General features: G+C 38.1%; 12 protein-coding genes and 1 pseudogene. 8 read left to right on the forward strand and 5 right to left on the reverse strand.

All coding sequences use genetic code 11. The features are described 5' to 3' along the window. Nucleotides 1–87: 87 nt before the first annotated feature. The 5 genes from Q7A_RS09530 (at nucleotide 88) to Q7A_RS09550 (ending at nucleotide 4,901) form a co-directional block, all read left to right on the forward strand. The gene (locus Q7A_RS09530; RefSeq protein WP_041354509.1) at nucleotides 88–444 is read left to right on the forward strand and encodes a diacylglycerol kinase; all 357 of its coding nucleotides are present in this window, start codon (nucleotides 88–90) and stop codon (nucleotides 442–444) included. Continuing rightward, nucleotides 438–1,130, forward strand: a complete 693-nt coding sequence (locus Q7A_RS09535) for a phosphatase PAP2 family protein (protein WP_014707141.1) — start codon at nucleotides 438–440, stop codon at nucleotides 1,128–1,130. Before Q7A_RS09530 ends, Q7A_RS09535 begins: the two co-directional genes overlap by 7 nt. A gap of 28 nt (nucleotides 1,131–1,158) precedes the next feature. Next, nucleotides 1,159–1,827 carry a response regulator gene (locus Q7A_RS09540; RefSeq protein ID WP_014707142.1) on the forward strand — a complete coding sequence of 223 codons (669 nt, stop codon included), beginning with the start codon at nucleotides 1,159–1,161 and terminating at the stop codon, nucleotides 1,825–1,827. A 40-nt stretch (nucleotides 1,828–1,867) separates the two neighbouring features. Then, nucleotides 1,868–3,196, forward strand: coding sequence for an ATP-binding protein (locus tag Q7A_RS09545; protein WP_202971527.1), 1,329 nt, complete (start codon nucleotides 1,868–1,870; stop codon nucleotides 3,194–3,196). A 67-nt stretch (nucleotides 3,197–3,263) separates the two neighbouring features. After that, nucleotides 3,264–4,901: a phosphoethanolamine transferase gene (locus Q7A_RS09550; protein WP_014707144.1), complete on the forward strand. Its 1,638-nt coding sequence runs from the start codon at nucleotides 3,264–3,266 to the stop codon at nucleotides 4,899–4,901. 492 nt (nucleotides 4,902–5,393) lie between these two features. Here Q7A_RS09550 and Q7A_RS09560 read toward each other — a convergent pair whose 3' ends face one another. Both Q7A_RS09560 and Q7A_RS09565 read right to left on the reverse strand, forming a co-directional pair. Further along, entirely contained in the window at nucleotides 5,394–5,696 is a 303-nt protein-coding gene (locus tag Q7A_RS09560; RefSeq protein ID WP_014707145.1) for a hypothetical protein, read from the reverse strand. A 194-nt stretch (nucleotides 5,697–5,890) separates the two neighbouring features. Next, a pseudogene (locus Q7A_RS09565) lies at nucleotides 5,891–6,040 on the reverse strand (IS3 family transposase); the annotation flags it as partial. A gap of 132 nt (nucleotides 6,041–6,172) precedes the next feature. Here Q7A_RS09565 and Q7A_RS09570 point away from each other — a divergent pair. The 3 genes from Q7A_RS09570 to Q7A_RS09580 all read left to right on the forward strand — a co-directional run bounded on the left by Q7A_RS09570 (nucleotide 6,173) and on the right by Q7A_RS09580 (nucleotide 13,017). Continuing rightward, the gene (locus tag Q7A_RS09570; protein WP_014707147.1) at nucleotides 6,173–10,819 is read left to right on the forward strand and encodes an esterase/lipase family protein; all 4,647 of its coding nucleotides are present in this window, start codon (nucleotides 6,173–6,175) and stop codon (nucleotides 10,817–10,819) included. Then, nucleotides 10,816–12,714 (forward strand): hypothetical protein, encoded by a 1,899-nt coding sequence (locus Q7A_RS09575; protein WP_014707148.1) that lies wholly within the window; start codon nucleotides 10,816–10,818, stop codon nucleotides 12,712–12,714. The genes Q7A_RS09570 and Q7A_RS09575 overlap by 4 nt, the downstream gene beginning before the upstream one ends. Nucleotides 12,715–12,804: 90 nt before the next feature. Continuing rightward, nucleotides 12,805–13,017 (forward strand): MbcA/ParS/Xre antitoxin family protein, encoded by a 213-nt coding sequence (locus Q7A_RS09580; RefSeq protein WP_014707149.1) that lies wholly within the window; start codon nucleotides 12,805–12,807, stop codon nucleotides 13,015–13,017. 529 nt (nucleotides 13,018–13,546) lie between these two features. Here the strand turns inward: Q7A_RS09580 and Q7A_RS09585 are convergent. From Q7A_RS09585 to Q7A_RS09595, 3 genes are read right to left on the reverse strand one after another with little or no spacing between them, the layout of a single operon-like run. After that, complete coding sequence (locus Q7A_RS09585; RefSeq protein ID WP_014707151.1) at nucleotides 13,547–16,996, reverse strand: DEAD/DEAH box helicase family protein; 3,450 nt, start codon at nucleotides 16,994–16,996, stop codon at nucleotides 13,547–13,549. Between the two features lie 29 nt (nucleotides 16,997–17,025). Continuing rightward, on the reverse strand, nucleotides 17,026–18,216 hold the full coding sequence (locus Q7A_RS09590; RefSeq protein WP_089418528.1) for a restriction endonuclease subunit S: 1,191 nt from the start codon (nucleotides 18,214–18,216) through the stop codon (nucleotides 17,026–17,028). Beyond that, nucleotides 18,216–19,799: a type I restriction-modification system subunit M gene (locus tag Q7A_RS09595; protein WP_238595899.1), complete on the reverse strand. Its 1,584-nt coding sequence runs from the start codon at nucleotides 19,797–19,799 to the stop codon at nucleotides 18,216–18,218. Before Q7A_RS09595 ends, Q7A_RS09590 begins: the two co-directional genes overlap by 1 nt. Between the last annotated feature and the right edge of the window lie 58 nt (nucleotides 19,800–19,857).

A 19,857-nucleotide genomic window follows, 5' to 3' on the forward strand; every position in this document is an offset into this window, starting at 1 on the left:
TTCGAGGCCAATATAAATTTCAATACTTAAGCGTTGCTTAAGAAATCGAACATAATATGAGCCTAGTAATTTTTGTTGAGGTAAAAAATGAAGACGGGCTATACGGGATTAAAAAGATTGTTTTATGCGACACAGTATTCATACCAAGGATTACGTGCGAGCTGGGAAAGCGAGGCAGCCATTCGCCAAGAGCTCCTACTTATTGTGTTTCTAGTGCCAATCACCTTTTTGCTTAATATCACATCAGTTGAGCAAGTAATGTTGCTCTTTAGCTTGGCTTTAATCGTTGTCGCTGAACTACTCAATACGGCATTAGAAACCGTTGTTGACAGGATTGGTCATGAGTTTAATACGTTAAGTGGTAAGGCCAAAGATATTGGTTCTGCGGCAGTGTTTGTAAGTTTGGTTACGGCTTTTTTGACGTGGTTAATTATTTTATGGTGAAGCAAGCTATCTATAGGAACCATACCTTTTGGCTACTATTAGTAGTGTATTTTTGTTTAATGATGGGACTAGAGTATTTTGGAGGAGATCTGAAGCTTGCTGGTTATATCTATGCTTTAGAGGGACACCAATGGCTTTTACGAAAATATTGGTTAACCAATGAAGTTTTACATGATGGTGGTCGATGGTTAAATTATATAGCAGTGCTATCAGTATTAGTTATCACCATTTTTTTCACCGTTAAACATAAACAATACTCCTCCCTGGCTAGGGCATGGCAAGGACTAACATTGTCATTAATCGTTTCATTTGTTGCTGTCAGTTATCTCAAATCAATTACCGACATAGATTGCCCCTGGAGTTTAGATCTGTTTGGTGGTGATAGACCATATTTAAGTTTATTCGCTCATAGATCCAATAGTCTGCCCATGGCTTACTGTTTCCCCGCCGGCCATGCCAGCATCGGTTATGCTTGGGTCGCATTATTTTTTATGTTGAGAGAGATAAAACCAGCTTGGCGATATTATGGTCTGGGAATCGGCATGGGCTTTGGCTTACTCTTTGGTTTTAGCCAACAATTAAGGGGAGCACATTTTCTCTCACATGACATCACAACTTTATTCATTTGTTTGTTCTCAAGTTATGTCATTTTTAAATTACTTTATTCCGATGAACAAACGGCCTAAATGGTTTGATAAGTGAGGAAAACATATTTTGCGAATTTTGTTAATCGAAGATGATCAGCTATTAGCATTAGGGATCATAACCGCATTAAAGCGTATGGGGTATCAATTAGAACATTGCACGACAGGATTACATGCTAAACAAGCTGTTTTGAACGGTGAGTTTGCGTTAATGATTCTGGATCTAGGATTACCCGATGGCTCAGCTGTTCCACTAATTAAATCTATACGTAAAAATGGACATAGTCTGCCTATTTTAGTCTTAACAGCACAGGACCAAATCGAAATTAAGCTAGCTGCTTTAAATAATGGTGCAGATGATTACCTAGTGAAACCAACCGATGTTCGTGAAATTGAAGCTAGAATTCGTGTACTAGTAAGACGCAGTTCGGAACGTAAGGATGATATTTTATTTATTTCAAGCTTGAGATTAGATTTACAGACTCATGACTGTGAATATAACGGTCAGAGCGTCATATTAACAAAACGAGAATTTCTTTTGTTAAAGGAGTTTATGATGAACCCCAATCGTATTCTAAGCAGACAATATCTTGATGAATTAAGTTATGGTTGGGAGGGTGACATAGACAGCAATGCAACCGAAGTTCATATTCATCATCTGAGAAAAAAACTATCAAATGATTTGTTTAGAACCGTAAGAGGAATTGGGTATATGTTAGTAGAAGAATATGACGTTTAACTCGATCAAATTATGGTTGTTAGTTAGTATTAATCTACTGATGATCATCATATTAGGGATGACAGCTTCAATTTCGTACCATAACTCACTTCACGAAATGGACGAGATTTATGATGCTCAGCTTGCTCAAACTGCACGCTTATTGTGGACCTTATATAAAGTTAACCCCAACAAATTTTCTGAAGATCCCATTGTAATCCCTGTGCCCACAAGAATTGATACAGGTGAACAGCTTACCTCTGCACAAGAAAGGATGTTCCCAGAGCATAAATATGAAAGCAAAATTGCTTTTCAGATATGGCGTAATGAAAAGTTAATATTACTATCAGAAAATGCCACTTCTTTTTTAGCACAAAGTAAAACAGAAGGCTTCCATGAAATAGCGGAAAAAAATTATAAATGGATAACCTTTAGTTTGTATGATCCTGTCGAAGATATTTGGGTCAATACATCTCAGCGAGAAGATGTTCGCAGTGAAATGAGTGGACACATGGCGGCAACGCAAATACGACCCTTATTATTATTAATTATTCCATTAAGTATTTTAATTTATTTTATTATTGGACTAAGTTTAAGACCACTTAGTCACTTAAGCCAACAGTTAAGAGATAAAAAACCTGAAAAGTTAACTGAAGTTCACACCAACTTGCCCAGTGAATTAAAACCAATACAAGTAGCCATTAATGGTTTGTTAAAAAGGATAACTCTTTATCTTGATAAAGAAAAAAGATTTATCATCGATGCATCACATGAACTTAGAACACCGCTAAGTATTCTTCAATTACATGCTCAAAATCTCAACTCGGATTTAACCGAACAAGAAAAACAACAAGCAATTTCGGCAATCGATACTGGCAGTAAAAGGATGGTTCATCTGGTCAATCAATTACTTGCTATGGCAAGAATTGAGCAGTCTTCTCTACTCGCTCCTCAAAGGCTTAATGTGAATGATTTGCTTGAACAAAGCATGTCACAGCTATCAATCCATCAATTAGAGAAAGTAAGCTGGTCAACTAAGATTGATAGAAATTGTGAAGTTTATGGTGATCCATCTTTACTGCAAATAGTGATGCGAAATTTATTGGATAATGCGGCCAAATATTCAGAGCAAGAACAAGTAGTTGAAATTGAAGTAACAAATGCTCCAGAAAATAATATTCTAATTACAATTAAAAACAATAACAACATTATTACGGAGTCTGATCGTTTGGGAGAACGCTTTTATAGGCATAGCCAGCACCAGCATATTGCAGGGGCTGGACTCGGATTATCGATAGTAATGATGATTATTGATTTACATCAAGGCCAAATCACTTTCACACAGCAAAAAGAACAGTTTGAAGTAAAAATAATATTGCCAATAAATTAGATTTAAGCATTTTTTAAGATTCAACTTATAGAGTGGGAGTTAATAACTTTATAAGTGAAATTTAACAATGTTATCTCTCGCAAAAAAATCTTCATCTTATTTACAAAGTAATACATTTTATATAGCGATTAGTAACTCAATAGCAATCCCATCTTGGGTATATATAATTTTGTCATCACTATTTATCACTGTTGCTTACAATTTACCTATATTTTATTTTCTATTCAATCAACTTAACGCTTTTGAGCCATCGCTACAATTTAAGATAGTCGCTCTTAGTTTTATGATGAATCTTATATTGGTTTCATTATTCTCGTTTAAAAGACTGTTAAAAGGTTGGCTCCTGATACTAATTACTATTTCGGCCTTTAGCAGCTACTTCATGATGAAGTATGGCATCCTCATTGATAAGGATATGCTGCAAAATGTGGTTGAAACGGATTGGAATGAAACTCAAGGCTTGATTGGGACCGGATTATTTTTTCATTTAGTATTGTTTTTGTTTATACCTGCCATGATTAACAAAAAAATGAATATACAATGGGGAGGTTTTGGACATCAACTAAAAGTATGGCTCACACTTCTAATAATAACTTTTATCCTCCTCGCAGGATTTTTACAGTTTAACTACAAAGAACTTTCTTCCTTTTTTAGAAATCACCGTGAAGTTAAGCATCTAGCCGTGCCATTCAATGCCATTTCAGCAAGTATTTCTGTCGGGGAAAAAATAGTAGCCTCCGCTTTTCCAACTGAATTTCAATTGGTAGCATTGAATGCAAAGTTAACTACACCAATTAATAAAATTAAACCAAATTTATTTGTAATGATCGTAGGCGAAACGGCAAGGGCAGATCATTTCACTCTCAATGGTTATCATAGAAATACAACACCAAAGCTATTGCAACTGCTAGATAATGCTCCTGATTCAATGGTGAACTTTAGTGAGGTTGCTTCGTGCGGAACGGCAACAGCTATCTCTGTTCCATGCATGTTTTCATACCTTAATCAGGCAAGTTATGATGCTGATATAGCCAAAAATAGTGACAATGTACTCGACATTCTTCAACGAGCAGGCGTTGATGTAACTTGGTTGGATAACAATTCAGGTTGTAAAGGGATGTGTGACCGTATTCCTACTCAAGATATTATTGATTGTGATGGTGAGAAATGTAGTGATTTGGAATTAATTCCAGCATTTGAAATTAAAGTAGCTTCAATACCGCCTTCAAAAGATGCATTTATCGTCATGCATCAGTTAGGTAGCCATGGCCCGGAATATTTTAAACGTAGTACAGTAAGCCAAAAGAAATTTTTCCCTGAATGTGAAACAAATCAACTGCAAAAGTGTACACAACAAGAGATCATTAACGCTTATGACAACAGTATTTTAGCTACGGATGAACTAATTTCTGAAACCATTGAATCATTAAAGACCCTTGAGTCTAAATATAATGTAGGGCTCCTATACGTCTCTGATCATGGTGAATCTCTGGGGGAAAACGGTGTATATCTCCACGGACTGCCCTATCGAATTGCTCCTGAAGCCCAAAAACATGTTCCGATGCTAATCTGGTTATCTGATAGCTTTAAACATGAAAATAATTTTGATTGGGAAAATACGATAGCAAACAAAGACAAATCAATAAGCCATGATTTACTATTTAACTTGATACTTGAACTTATGAATATAAAGGAAAATCGATAATAGATCCGACACAACCATGCTCTGCTCTATCTGATCTTAACTAAGTCTTAATGCCATTAATAATCTCGGTAAAATCCAGATATTCATTGCAACAAACTAAGTCTCATAGTTACATATTAATTTTAATACCCCAAAAGAAGTATCACATCTTTTAAGACATTTTTTTACTATCAAACCACGCTTAAGCTCGACTTTTACTACAAAAACATGGGCTGACTTTTACTACTGGGAAAAATTAGTCTGAATATAGATCAATGGTTTAGCTGAAAACAAATAGACACGCTTTTTGTAAGAGTCACAGTCCTTTTTATAGTTTTTAAGCAACTTCAATATCTCGTTTAAGGTTTTCTTAGCGAAAGAGTCATGCTTTGATGCTTCATCAATTTTTTTGCATAACTTAAGTGAGAATGAAAACAGAATCCCATTGTGACCATACCCATGTTGTTCTCTTATTAATTCTTGTATCCGATCATGCAGATTCATTGATAAAAACTAATCATAATCAGCATCTGGAGAACCCCATTCTTGTCCAACTGGACCACCCAAGGCCCCTTGGAGCTTTCGCTGTTTACACCAAGCTATCGCCATTTCATCGAGGACAGACACAGGAATTTTCACTGTCAAATGCCCAATACCATTTGAATTATTGTTTTCTGAATAGCTCACAGAAAACGTAGTAGGATTCTCAATAGATAATGTTGCTGTGTTTACTTTGTTCTCATCAGAAAATACATCTTGATACAAAGTCGTTTCATATTGAGTATCCGAGCGATATATCCATTCTTTTGTACTCATGAATTTACCCCACCCTCTATAGAATATGTAGATGCTGAATTCAATTAACTACCAACTTCTTAAGTGAACAGCCAACAAACTTAATATAGAGCATAGCAAATGATTCAATTTTCTTGTAAAAATCATTATGAGACATAGGTTTAGAAAATCTTAATTGAATCGTCCCGAGTTTTTCGGAGGGATTTTTATTTGAGTCATGCGGCAGCAGACTCGGCTTGTTGATAATACATATTTTCATACTCTACGGGTGGAATATCCTCAATCGGACCCAGTAGTCTTCGATTGTTGAACCAGTCCACCCAGTTCAATGTGGCATGTTCTACTTCGTCCAGTCCTTTCCATGAGCCAAGTCTGTGGTTCTTTACCCTGACTTTGCGTACACTTCTAAGAGGCCTGATGATGGAGACTAATGGTCTAATAAGGCCTACCACCTAGGGTAAATTATTTGATGACTAAAACTTAGAAGTGAGAAGGACTTGTCCAAAATAGATTTGAAGATAAAAGCAAATAATGACACGAAACAGCACGTCATTTTTGTTCATGGGCTAGACGGAAACTCAACAGACACATGGCAGTCTTCATCACTGATCCCTGAATTCTGGCCACGTTGGATAAATGATAATTCAAATGAAATTTCAATATGGACTATTGATTATTCTGCAGATAAAAGTCTTTGGTTTGGGGGGGAAGCAATGCATCTGACAGATCGAGGACTGAACCTTCTCTCTTTACTACTTACTAAGCCCCAACTTCAACAAGGTGAGATAATTTTTATAGGCCATAGTCTCGGAGGTCTTGTTATCAAACAAATATTGAGAAACGCTGAATCTGAGGCAAACTCTAATGCAAAAGCTAATGACTTTATTAAACGAGCACGCCGAGTTGCTTTTTTAGCGACACCACATTCAGGATCACCTCTAGGTAGTAGAGCCAATTTTTTTCGAATTTTCGCTAGACCTAGTCAAGCCAGTTATAGTCTTATTCTAAACAGTCCACAACTTCGAGATCTCAATAATTGGTACAAAAAATGGGCTAGCACGCAAGAAATTGAGCATCTTGTTTTATTTGAGACTAGATCCTCAAAAATATTTTGGTGTTATAAAGAATTAATTGTCCCTGCCAATAGTGCTGACCCAGGGGTTGCTCACACCGCTATACCCGTTGATGCAGACCATTATAGTATCTGTAAACCACAAGATAAAAGCTCTGAGATATACACTCACATTCTTAATTTTATCCAGAAAGAGCTGAAAACCCTTCATCGAAATACTGTAATCGAGCAAAAAATTGATTTAGTTAGGGAGACTACAGTAAAAGGCATCTCTACCATAAGCAGCAAATTATCAGCTCAGCCTATAGAAACAGCTAATCTAGTTGTAGAAAAATTAAATGATAAGCTGTCTTCGATGGCTTCTACTGAAAACTTTAGTGGAAGTGAAATTATTGATATTGATATAAATAAAGAACTTACAATCATTAGAAAATCACGTTTTCTCCGTGGATTTCAAACACAAGAAAGAGCAAAAGACTTAGTTCGTAAAATTTTGTCGGGAAACTTAAAAAACGGCTCCACACAGATTAAATGTCTAGCGTTGTCATGGTGTGCACGCTTTTTGAGTAGTGGTGAAAACCGCTGTATAGCAGAAAATGCCATTGATGAAGCTAAAAAGCTAGGTACTACAGAAGAAATTATCATCGCAGAAGCATTTATTAATGTGAGTTCAGAAAATGTGTTTGATATTGTTGCAAACCTAATGGTTACACCAACTGAACTGAAATATTCAGCAGCTTATATGCTCATAAACTTAAACAAATGCCCCCAAGAAGCACTAGATTGGAAACAAAGTTCAAACCTTCAATTGTCTCAGTTTGATTCCGAAGGTAAAACAGCAATCATTACTACTCTATTTGCTCTTCAACAATGGGAACTATTAATTGACAATATTTCAACAATCAATGACTCAGATTATAAAGACTATCCTGCACTATTAAATCTCGTAGCAATGGCGCATTTAATTCAAGTAGTGCCAGATGAGTATCGATATATAATAACTAATTCTATTCCTAATAAAATAGGCCAGTTTCCTTTAGCATCTGATGCTGTTGCTCTTGAACATAGAAGCAGAGCAATTGATTTGCTTATCACTTGTAGCAGTATAGCCAGAGATTTAGGCTGTGAGGATATCGCCAAAACCGTCGAAGATTATCGATTATGGCTACAATTAGAAGATTCATTTCAATCTTCAAAGGCTAAACAAGAACTTGAGAATAGTATCTCAAATGATGCCGCTCTCCTCCTACGTCGCTTTCCACTTGCGTTCAATGTTGGAATTAGAGTAGATCTCGATATTGTTGAAAAAGAAATTGATCGTCGAACTGCCCTATCAAGAGGGAAAGATCTTGATGCGGCAATGGCAAGGTTTGAACTTCTACTGTGTCTAAAAGACGCTAAACACGCATATAAATATTTAGAAAAACACCGACAACAAATTGAGCTAGTTATTAAGCCAGATGTTCTATCTTGTATTGAAATTGAGGCTTTGGCTCAATCCGGAGAAACAAACCAAGCAACAAATTATCTTGAAAACATTGCGGACAGCACATTAAATTTAGCGCAACTTGAGCGCTTAAAAATAATAATTGCCACTTGTAAAGACAAAGATCACGACTTAGCTTCTTTATTGGTTTCACAATATGAAAAAACTGGCCATATCAATGATCTAGTGATATTAGTTAACTCTTTAAAGACTAGAAAACACCATCCCAAATTACTCCAATACTCTCTATGTTTATTTGAAAAAACAAAAGCCGTTGAGGATGCGAACACTCTAGTTAACGCATGGAGTGAATGCGGAGGCTTTAAAGAAATTGGTGAATTTTTAAGACAACATCCAGAGTTTCTCCTGCAATCACATATTCTTCAAGCCCACTGGGCATGGACTCTTTACCGTGAAGGCAATTTAGTTGATAGCCAAGCAGAACTCGATAAATTAACGGCTCAAATAAATGAAGCTTATTGCAGAGATTTACAGATAAATATAGCAATTACTAGTGGGAACTGGGAGTTACTGCTTCCTTTTCTTGAAAATGAATGGTTAAACCGCGAGCAACGAACAGCAAATGAGTTGTTAACTGCTGGTCAATTGGCAAAAGTTGTCCAAAGTAGAAGAGCAAAAGAATTCATTATTGCTGCAGCTGGAAAAGCTAATAACTCTCCTGAAGTACTTATGTCGGCATATTTTACTGCTACCGCAATGGGGTGGGAGGATGAAAGCTATACAGCTCAATGGTTTAGTGATGCCAATGAAAGTGATTCTATCCATCAAATAAGTTTGCAAGATCTTTATGAACTAATTCCAAAATGGCGTGAACGAGATAGAAAAGTATGGCAAGCCTTAAATGATGGTGTTGCTCCGATATCAATGGTAGCTGAACAATTAAATAAGTCTTTGACTGAATTTTATTTATATCCGGCACTGCTTAACACAAGTACTCGAGCACTTATAAACAGAGCTCTAATCCCAGCATTCAGTAATATCAGATCAACAATCTCTATACCTCATGAAATAGTTAGTATCGATAAGACCTCACTATTGACGTTAGGATATCTTGGTTTATTAAAACAGATTATTGACTGCTTTAAAGCGATAGAGATCCCCCACTCCACCTTAAGCTGGCTATTTACAGAAAAACAAAAAGTAGGATTTCATCAGCCTTCAAGAATAGAAAAAGCTAAAACTATCGGGCGCCTAATTTCAAATAACAAAGTCAAAGTACTTTCTCAAGAATTTACTCCTAATATGGAGCTTGCACTAGAAATAGGAAACGAACTAGCCCAACTTCTATGTATAGCAAAAGATGAGTCAGAAACGAACAAAATTCAAAAGCTGGTAGTTAGGCCATTTCCTGTGCACAAAATCGATTCATTGATGAAGGAGCTTGCAGACCTATCATCTTTTGCAAACCATTTATGTAGCTGTTCATCGATAGTAAATAAATTATATATGTCTGGAATAATGACTGAGGCAGAGAAAGATGAAGCGATTAGATACCTTTCGAAAAATGAAGGAGAATGGCCTGACTTATTTGAAATAGATGATAAATCAAATATTTATTTAGATAGCCTATCGGTTACATACTTTTTGCAACTAGACCTTATGGATAAGATCGCGTCGCATTTCACAGTATTTATCTCTTCAGAATATGTACAAGAACAAAATGGATTACAAAATTTTGAAACAGAAAGTAATAAAGCTGATGACATTATAGAAAAGATTAGAGTCATCTTATGTGAAGGCATCCAATCTGGCTCTGTAAGAATTGCTCCCTCTTCTATTTTAAAGGATAGTTCGGAAGATGAAATCAAACACTCATCTTTAGAAATTTTCTCAACAATTCAAGATGCTCAAAGTGTCATTATTGATGATAGATTCATGAATAATCATTTAAACGGACTTTTTGAATCAAAAAATACTCCTATAAATACAACATTAGATCTCCTCGAAACATTAAAATGTCGTGAAATACTAAATTATGAACAATGGGCTATAAATATAACTAAACTTAGACAAGCTGGTTATATATTTATTCCATTAACATCCGAAGAGATTAACTACCATCTCAATAAAACCTATTTAGCTCAAGGCATACTTCGTGAAACAGCCGAACTAAAAGCTATTAGAGACAATATACAACTTTTAAAAATGAGTCATTTTGTCCAATTACCACGAGATCATAAGTGGCTATCAGAATTATTCAAACTTTTTAGTGACATCATAAAAGGGCAATGGTTAGAAAATAGTGACTATGAACTATGTGTTGCCAGATCTGACTGGCTATTCAAATTCATTGATTACCAAGGATGGTCACATTGTTTTTTAGGTGATACTGGCTTTGAAATGGCAAGAATAGGAGCAGGATTAACAGCAAGCACATTGATGTATACCCCCACTAGCATGTCGAAAAAAATGAAAGAACAGTATTGGAGATGGCTCGAAGAAAAGGTTCTTCAGCCGCTAAAAGCAAGTGATCCAACTTCATATAATTGGCTAATTTCTATGGCAGAACATGAAATAGAGAAAATAAATAGCGGTAAGATTTACGAAGATGGTTCTGATAAATGAGGCCTTCTGAAGAAGAACGTTTAGCAATGGTAGGAATAGCTCTAGAGTTATTCCCTCCCTCAATTAAAAACACACTTATATCAACCTCTGCTTTTCGAAATAAACTTGGCATTGCACTGGATTCGAAGCTTTCTGTTCAAAATCTAAATATTTCATTTAAACGCTCTGAGCTATTTAACTCCGTAAGAGAAAGTGCCGCCAACAATAATAAAGTAGTAAAAATACAAGATAATAATCAAAATATTTGGGATTTAACCCTAGAAAATCACTCAGAGTATGGCTATGTAGTTCGTCTTTCAAACGAATCAGAAACTATTATACTTGATGATTTTTGGCCGTTTTCAGTCGTTACCAATGAACGATTATCTATATTTAATCTTGAATCTTCAAAGAGACAATTACCTTATAGTGATGTCAGCTACTGGAGAAAAAAACTAAAAGTTGCTCAACTCACTGATGATGAAATAAATGATCTACAAGATGATCTAAATAATACTCCTTATTATATTACTGAAAAGCTTGACCAGGAAATTGATCAAGGAGTAAACAAACTAGAAACAATGGTTCCTCAGAACATCAAATATTACGAACGTTTAATAGGTATACATAAGGATAGTAAAAATATTTCTGAATATTCTCAGTCTGAACTAAAAGTCCATCTTGATACGCTACTACATCATGATGCTTTCGCAGGTATAGAATCAGCCTTATTGATGTCATCACATTCAGCTATTATCAAATCTTTAGGCGAAATTGAGATTGATGAGTCTGTACTTATTAAAGTTTTTGAAAATTTATCCACACAAGGCGAACTAATTTCACAAACCGGCTTAGTCGAATTAGGTATAACTCTTCTAGAAACTTATCCAGACCTTGGACCGTGTATAAAGAAATTGCTTCTTAAGCTGGTAGATAAAAATGAATATAAGTGGGATTTGCTAAACGCCTTAATAATTCTTGTAGATAGTGAGCTCGCTCTTTTACAATTATTTCAAGACAAACCGACATTCTATAGACGCCTCGCCTCGTATACTCAGGCAGCCCTTATTCACAAATGCATCCTCAGAAAAGATGTTGTTCCCGATAACAATTTTACTCGGATGATCCTGGACAGTCATACGATGACATTTTATTGCCAAAGCTTGATTGATCTGAGATTAGATCCTTTCTGGTTTCCAGATTATCAATCAACGAAACAGCTTAAATCAGAATTAGTAGGAAGACTTTATACGTCAGCACTAAAATTTAAGAACCAGTTAAACCAATTAAAGCTTGGGGAGTTATTCTTTGATACCGATGGCTCATCACCAGCACCTTATTTCGAACTTGAAGTTAATTTCATGCTACCAGGGCCATTGGAGGGAAATATTCCTGTACAAAAAATACCTCCAGAACTTTATAAAGAGGTCATCAAAGAAGAATTTCAGCTAAATTTAAAAGGAATTGCTCCTCTAATCAATTTTTCACAGATATGTATGTTAGAGGATGAATATATAGATCAGCTTATTGTGATCCTGAAAGATGCCAAACACCAACTATATAAAACAACACAACAGGATGAAATTTTATCAATTTTAATAGGACTGGCTTCCGTTGCTGCAAGAACACGAAATACTGAACTTGCTGCCCAGGTGGGGATTCTCGCACGACGATATAGAAACTATGTGGGTGAGCATTCACAAGTAACATTATTAGGTATCGGCTTATATGCCGCTGCAGCTCATATCGAACTTGAAGAATGGCTGAAGTATTCTGGCGACTGGATATCAGAACTTGTTTATTTACCAACTGAAGGTGATGAAGCTAAAAACCTAAAAAACTGGTTGGATTTATTAACAACTTTTGAACCCAGATTATATTGTAAGTGTGGTAGAGCATTAGCAGCATTAGAATAGTGAATCGCAACTACTTTGTTGACATTTTTCAGTCATTAATAGTATGTCAATAAATATAATTTTATTTCATTTCCAATATAGGAGATATTTATGGTAACTCCAAGTAATGATGTAAATGAGATATTGGCAAAAGTTCGAGCACGGGCAACGGACGTGCTTGGCGAAGAGAATTTTGAATATTGGTTAAAAACTCCAAAGCGAGCTTTAGCTAATAAAACTCCTTTAGAGTTAGCCAAAACTAAAGAAGGCTCTGAACAAGTTTTGAACTTGCTTGGCAGAATTGAACATGGGGTATTTAGCTAACGAGATAGATTTAAATCTAAGTATATTCCGTAATCAGTTATTTCTTCTTAGCACTTCCGATTAGCTTCTAACGTGAATAACTTTGAGCAATACTCAAGTATTGATTAGCTTGAAAATGTTGAAGCAGTGTCAGGTCGCTTAAGACATACTTTTACTACCATTTCACGCTTAAGCTCTACTTTTACTACAAAAAAATAGACTGACTTTTAGTACTCTGAAAAATCCATTTCATTTGAAATCAATGGCTTATATGTAACTGAATAGACACGCTTTTAGTAATAGTCACACGTTTTTACGATACAAACCCCACAAGATTTTAAATTCTGAATGGTTGGTAATTTGGTTAATCAAGAAATTTAGATGTTCTCAGATTCTTAATATCATCATAAAGATTTTTTCGTTTCAGATATTCATGCATTTCTCTTGCATCCGAAGGATGCATTTGCTCGTTTGGCATAACGTAGATCATCCAACCATTCTTTAAGACTGATGACGTCTTTTATTTTCTTAATGTATTCCAAAAACATAGCTAACTGACATTCGCCAATGCATTGCCATTCACATGATCAATCAAACTAATCACTTTGGTCGCGGCAGCATCATCGAACACACCCAGCAAGCCTTGGTCATGAATATGGGTAAATGGCGGTTCAAACAACATGGATTTATCAATCACACCATTTTTTGTCAGGTAACTGATAATGTTGTTGATAAAGGTCATTTGGTCGGCTTTCAGATTACCAGCCTGAATAAACTCGGCAAAATGCGCTTGAGCGGCAGCCATATCCAGACCGACAATATTTCGAATAAACACGCCTAACGGTTTATCACCATAGGTATCAATATAATCCTGCTTGGTACCCACTGTTTTGCCATCAAACAGGATGCTTTCCAGTAAATTGATTTCGGTTTCGGTAATGGCTTTATTGCTCTTTAGCTTTTGAATCACCAGATGATCACTGTGACTTCGCACATATGACTCTACCCTGTCTTTGTAGCTCTGCAGCGTGATATAAGTGCCGATTGGCTCATGGATGCTGACACCATCATGATCCAGCGTATCTTCAAATGTCGTCTCGACAATAGGTTGTTGATCTTTATCGAGATATTTCATCAAATCCCGTAAGGCTACGCGCACATCCTCCAGACGATTCACATTGATGGATTGCCAGAATTGTTCTGTTTGCAGCTCATTTAACAGCGTTTTTTGCAGGGCCACTGCAGGAATATTCTGCTTTTTTAACAAGGCATTAGCGGTGCTGCTTAACTTATTAATAAATTGACTCAGGCTATGCGAACCGGTCAACAACGCAATTTGGAAATTCAGCACTAAAATATCGAAACGCCTGGCAAACTCATCATCGTCTTTATCAGCCAGAACCAGGTTGGCCAGTTCTGTATTGATATCGAGCAAATCGCCTTTGGATAAATTCTGCCAGCGTTCCTTATCACTAAACTCTACGACATATCTGAGTTTAGCTTTGACGACAAAACGGTTTCTATCTAATCCCGAAATCGCTTGATACAACTCACTGATATAATTTTCCGCCAAAGCCCCCTGCTCTTCAGTTCGCTCAATGTTGCCGCGAATCAGCATGGCGACTTCCAGCTTTGCTTCAAACACTTGTTGAATCAGGCTTTTAACCAGTCTTCCCTGCACACCATCCGGATTCGCATCAAAAAACTCAAAGTTCTGACAATAATCAAAAATGACAAAATGCGTTTTATCCTGCCCCGGTCCAAACAAATCAGGACATAAACGCGTACCACGACCAATCATCTGCCAGAATTTAGTAGGCGATTTCACCGGTTTAAAAAACACCAGATTCACCACGCGTGGCGCATCAACACCGGTATCCATCATATCGACCGACACGGCGATTTGCGGATTATGTTCTTCATAAGGATCAACGAACGTTTCCAGCAGATCCTGGGCTTTCGATTCGTAGTTATCAATGACCCGTAAAAAATGCCCGGCATATTCAGGATAATTTTTATTAAAACGTTGTTCTATAAACAACGCATGTGCATGACTTTTGGCAAAAATAATGGTTTTACCGAGTTTGTCACCGCCCTGCACTTTAATGCCGTAAGTCATTAAATAATCAAGTACTTTATCCACGGTATCAGTATTGAATAACCATTTATTCAGCGCCGCACTTTCAATCTCATCCGGCGCTTCACCCTGGGTGGGATCACCAAACTTTTCTTCATACTGGGCTTTTTCATAGTCAGATAATTGATTGTAATGCACGCCTTCACGCATAAATTTCAGCGGTACCGATATTGCCTTGGGTGGCACTAAAAAGCCTTCTTCAACGGCTTTATCCAGTTCATAGGCAAAAGTCGGATTGTTATCTTCAATGCCGAATAAGCCGTATGTATTGTGATCGACTTCGGCTTTGGGTGTGGCGGTCAGCCCAATCAGCAAGGCATCAAAATAATCAAAAATGGCTTTGTATTTCTGATATACTGAACGATGCGCTTCATCGATGATAATCAGATCAAAATGCCCGATACCGTAAAAACGGGTATCGGTATTTCGCATGCCATCAATGCGGTTCATGATGGTGGGATACGTTGAAAACACCAATCGGGTGCCGTTATCTTCTTTTTCTTTGGTTAAATCAATGGCAGATAAATGCGGCAACAACTCACTAAAATTGTTTTTTGCCTGAGATACCAAGGCATTCCGATCTGCCAAAAATAATACCCGCTTGGCCCAGTTACATTTGGTGAGCATATCGACAATCGCAGCTGCCGTGCGGGTTTTACCACTGCCCGTCGCCATCACTAATAAACTTTGCCGCGCCCTGCCCCGTAATTCGCCTTGACTGTTTTGGGTAACGGTATTTTCAGCGACCCGAGCCACGGCTTCTAACTGATAGGCTCGCCCGGCAATGGCTTCATTAACTTTAAAATCACGTAAATCAGTTCGGGTGCTGCGTCGCTCGATAAGTAACTGCAATTCGTCTTTGCTGTAAAAACCCTGAACTTCACGTTCTGGATAAAACTGATCATCCCAAATATAGGTTTCAAAACCACTGCTATAAAAAATAATCGGCCGCTGCCCTTTTAACTGCTGCAGACAATCTGCATACAACTCCGCCTGATGTTTGCCTTTACGCGAATCGACCATGGTTTTTTTGGCTTCAATCACCGCCAATGGCAAACCGTCATCCCCCCATAGCACATAATCGATATAGCCTTTGCCTGATGGATTGGTGCTTTTTGGCATGCCGGTCACGGGATATTCAAGGTGATATCCCTCCTGCAGATTATCCCAACCGGCTTCTTTGAGGGATAAATCAATATAACGACGGCGGGTTTCGGCTTCGGATACCAACAAAGGCACCGCGGCTTCAATATTGATCGACTGTTCACGCGCCTGTTTGCGTTCGGCGAATAAGCTTTTTTGGTATTCGAGTTGTTGTTTTAATTGAGTGTTTTGTTCAGCCAGTTCACGTTGTTTGGTTTCAGCTTCGCGCTCGATGGCGTTTTTGGCTGCCACATCGGCTACGGTATCGGCCAGTTGTTGTGCATTGGGCTGAGTGGCTGGGCCATGTGGGATTAAGGCTTCATCAAATACCTGCAATTCGGGAGTTTGTTTGCCGTAATAAATCGCCAGATGGCGCATAAAACGATACAAGTATTTCAGCGAGGCAAGCGCATCCTGCTGACTCACACTTTTGCCATGGGCAGCGATATTACCTGTTTTACGAATCAGATTAAGTTCGTTAAATAAGGTATTGTTAAATAAGGATTTAAGGCTGTGTTCATGCAGCAAGGTGCTTAAGTCGGCACGCCACGGACGGTTTAGAGAACGGTCGTTGTCATACAGCCAATTAACGGCATTTTCGAGGCTGGATCGGCAGAAAATCGCCGAGGCTTTAGGCGAGAGAAACGTCAGTTGCTCTGCTTCAACGGCATCGGCATACAGTGCCGGAAAATCGTTTTGCAGAAACTGAAAATTACTCATCAATGCTTCCCTGCTATTGGACCATGACGTTATGCTGCCTTATTAGCCGTTAATTCGCCAGTAAATGCGCGTTGTAACAGGCTGTTAAATAAAGCTTCGGACTTTTCTAGATTGGCTTGGGCTTGCTGTTTTTGTTGTTCGATTAAATTTATAGACACTTCAAATTGATTCTGTAATTCGATTGGGGGTAATCCGATCTCAATATTTAAAATAATTTTTTTATTCAAATTCATCATCGTTACGCCTTGAGCATTACGCTCTAGATAACTTTTGCCACTATCGCTTGTTATCACGTGTAAAAGAAAAGTAGAGTTCACGTTATTGTTTGGTCTGAGGTATAAACTTCCAGTACCACAGAAGAAACCCTCTTCTTTTCTAGTTATTAAAGCACATCGTCCCATTTCACCTCTTCTGGCCATGATCAAATCACCCTCTTTTAGATGGTAATTTGGCAAGCTGTCATATTTTTCCTTCAATATCGAAAATGAATTACTGGGTAAAACTTTGGATTCAACGATATGCACAGGATTTATTAATGGAACGCCATTTTCAACATAGTCATGTTTATGCAACTGAGAACCAAAAGGTCCAATTTGCACTTTGTCTAATAGCTGTTTGAAAGTAGCTTTGGGGTAATGTTTGTTATTTAAAAACACATCACCAAACATCTCCAAAAACAGGGATTGGCTCAAAGCGGTGTAATGCTCGACCAGTTGCTGGTCTTTTTGTCTGAGGCTATCCGCTGCATCCAAAATCGCAGCAATCTGCTTTTGCTCTGCTAGTGGTGGGAGTGGGATTTTGACAGACTTGAGGTATTTAAAATGTCTGTTATAGCCGGTATTCGGTATGTTTAAAGTCAAAAAAAAGTAATACAGATACTTTCCGTTAACAGTTTCGTCATTTATGGATTTTAAAACTTTGGTTCCATCAGCCCCCATTGCAAAAGGGACATCGATATATTTTAGTGCTCTGGTGTGATCACCAAACACAATATATGGAGGTGGTGTCTTTACAAGAAGAGCTCTGTTGTTTGTATAACCAGCAACTAAACTTTGACCTTGGTCGACAATTACAAACTCACCCTTATCTAAAAAATCAGATTTCAAGGTCTTTTTATTACCACCAGAAACATCTTTTACTAGCTGTTCAAAAGAAAAAATATCCCATGAGCCAGGCAAAGCTTTTAAAGCAGTTAGATTTTGAATGAGGTTGTTTTCCATTACCCCAACAACTCCTTAAGCATCTGCAAGGCTTGCTCACGCTCTTTATCCAATTGCTCTATCTCAGCAATGATTTTGTCTGGTGAATCAAATTCCATCTGTTCATACACCACTTCTTTATAGCGGTTAATGCTTAAATCCCAGTCGTTTTGTTTGATTTCATCGAAGGGCACCATAAAGCTTTGTTCGGTACGTTTGCGGTCTGCTTCTTTGTCGCGGTTTTTGAAGCGATGGATGATGTCAGGAATATCATTGTTTTTAATCGGGCTGCGTTTATCGTCGAGGGAATAACCATCGGCTTGCATATCGTAAAACCAGACATTGTCAGTGCCGCCGTTATTGGTTTTGGTGAAAATGACTACTGCCGTACTGACCCCTGCATAGGGTTTAAACACACCACTGGGCATGGAAATAATAGCTTCGAGGCGTTGTTTTTCCACCAGGGTTTGACGCAGTTGTTTATGGGCATTGGATGAACCAAATAACACACCATCAGGAATAATCACCGCACTGCGGCCACCGACTTTGAGCATACGTAAGATCAGGGCGATAAACAGCAACTCGGTTTTTTTGGTTTTGACGGTTTTGAGCAGTGAGCTTTCCACACCATCGTAATCCAGCGAACCTTTAAACGGTGGGTTGGCCAGAATCAGGCTGAATTGTTCACGACTACTGGCATTGGATTCGCCTAAAGCATCCAGACCAATCAGATTGGGTTTATCAACGGCATGCAATTGCAGGTTCATTGCGGCAATGCGCAGCATGGTGCTATCAAACTCGATGCCGGTAAACATACCGCTATTGAAGTGTTCACGGAAGGTTTGATCATGCAGCCAATCAGGATGATGCTGGTAAATATATTCACCCGAAGCCACCAGAAAGCCCGCAGTGCCACAGGCCGGATCGCAAATGGTGTCTTCGCGATTGGGTTGCATCATTTCCACCATCATTTTGATGATATGCCGCGGTGTACGGAATTGGCCGTTGGTGCCGGCAGAGGCAATTTTGGAGAGCAGATATTCGTATAAATCGCCTTTGGTGTCGCGATCCTCCATCTGGATTTTGTCGATCATCTGCACCACCTGATCCAGCAACTTTGGCGTGGGGATCATAAAGGTCGCACCTTTCATATACTGGGCGAACACACCAGCCTGATTACCCACCTGCTTCATATGCTCGAATACCGTTAGGTTGTCGGTTTCTGGTTGGGGTTGGGTAAATAAGGCAAACATCGATTGGGGATCGCGATCTTTGAAACTATGCCAACGAAACAGTTGATGCTGCGGTTGATACAACGGCGCTTTAACCTGGCCGCCAATCATATTGGCTTTTTTCTCTTCCAGCTGCTGGGTTTCATCTAACCGGCGTAAAAACAGCAGATAGGTGAATTGTTCGATAACGGTCAGTGGATTACTGACGCCCCCTGTCCAGAATGTTTCCCATATTTTATCGACTTGGCTTTTCAGTTCACCGGTAACCATTGAATGACTTTCTAGAGTTAAAAAATTAGGGGCTTGATTCTCCCTGATTGAACCCCGGCTGACAAGCTGGAATGCACCGGGATAATGGCAGGAACTAAACATAAACACTTGCGCTGAAAAAATTCATGAAACAGGGATCTACAGACTTACCTTAACCGCA

Origin of the sequence: Methylophaga nitratireducenticrescens (assembly GCF_000260985.4) — a bacterium.
Lineage (GTDB): Bacteria > Pseudomonadota > Gammaproteobacteria > Nitrosococcales > Methylophagaceae > Methylophaga > Methylophaga nitratireducenticrescens.

Excerpts from the sequence above, each read along its gene's own strand:
- Q7A_RS09535 (WP_014707141.1), top strand. The coding sequence starts at position 438 with ATGGTGAAGCAAGCTATCTATAGGAACCATACCTTTTGGCTACTATTA.
- Q7A_RS09530 (WP_041354509.1), top strand. The coding sequence starts at position 88 with ATGAAGACGGGCTATACGGGATTAAAAAGATTGTTTTATGCGACACAG.
- Q7A_RS09590 (WP_089418528.1), bottom strand. The coding sequence starts at position 18,216 with ATGGAAAACAACCTCATTCAAAATCTAACTGCTTTAAAAGCTTTGCCT.
- Q7A_RS09595 (WP_238595899.1), bottom strand. The coding sequence starts at position 19,799 with ATGTTTAGTTCCTGCCATTATCCCGGTGCATTCCAGCTTGTCAGCCGG.
- Q7A_RS09545 (WP_202971527.1), top strand. The coding sequence starts at position 1,868 with ATGATCATCATATTAGGGATGACAGCTTCAATTTCGTACCATAACTCA.
- Q7A_RS09575 (WP_014707148.1), top strand. The coding sequence starts at position 10,816 with ATGAGGCCTTCTGAAGAAGAACGTTTAGCAATGGTAGGAATAGCTCTA.
- Q7A_RS09580 (WP_014707149.1), top strand. The coding sequence starts at position 12,805 with ATGGTAACTCCAAGTAATGATGTAAATGAGATATTGGCAAAAGTTCGA.
- Q7A_RS09550 (WP_014707144.1), top strand. The coding sequence starts at position 3,264 with ATGTTATCTCTCGCAAAAAAATCTTCATCTTATTTACAAAGTAATACA.
- Q7A_RS09560 (WP_014707145.1), bottom strand. The coding sequence starts at position 5,696 with ATGAGTACAAAAGAATGGATATATCGCTCGGATACTCAATATGAAACG.
- Q7A_RS09585 (WP_014707151.1), bottom strand. The coding sequence starts at position 16,996 with ATGAGTAATTTTCAGTTTCTGCAAAACGATTTTCCGGCACTGTATGCC.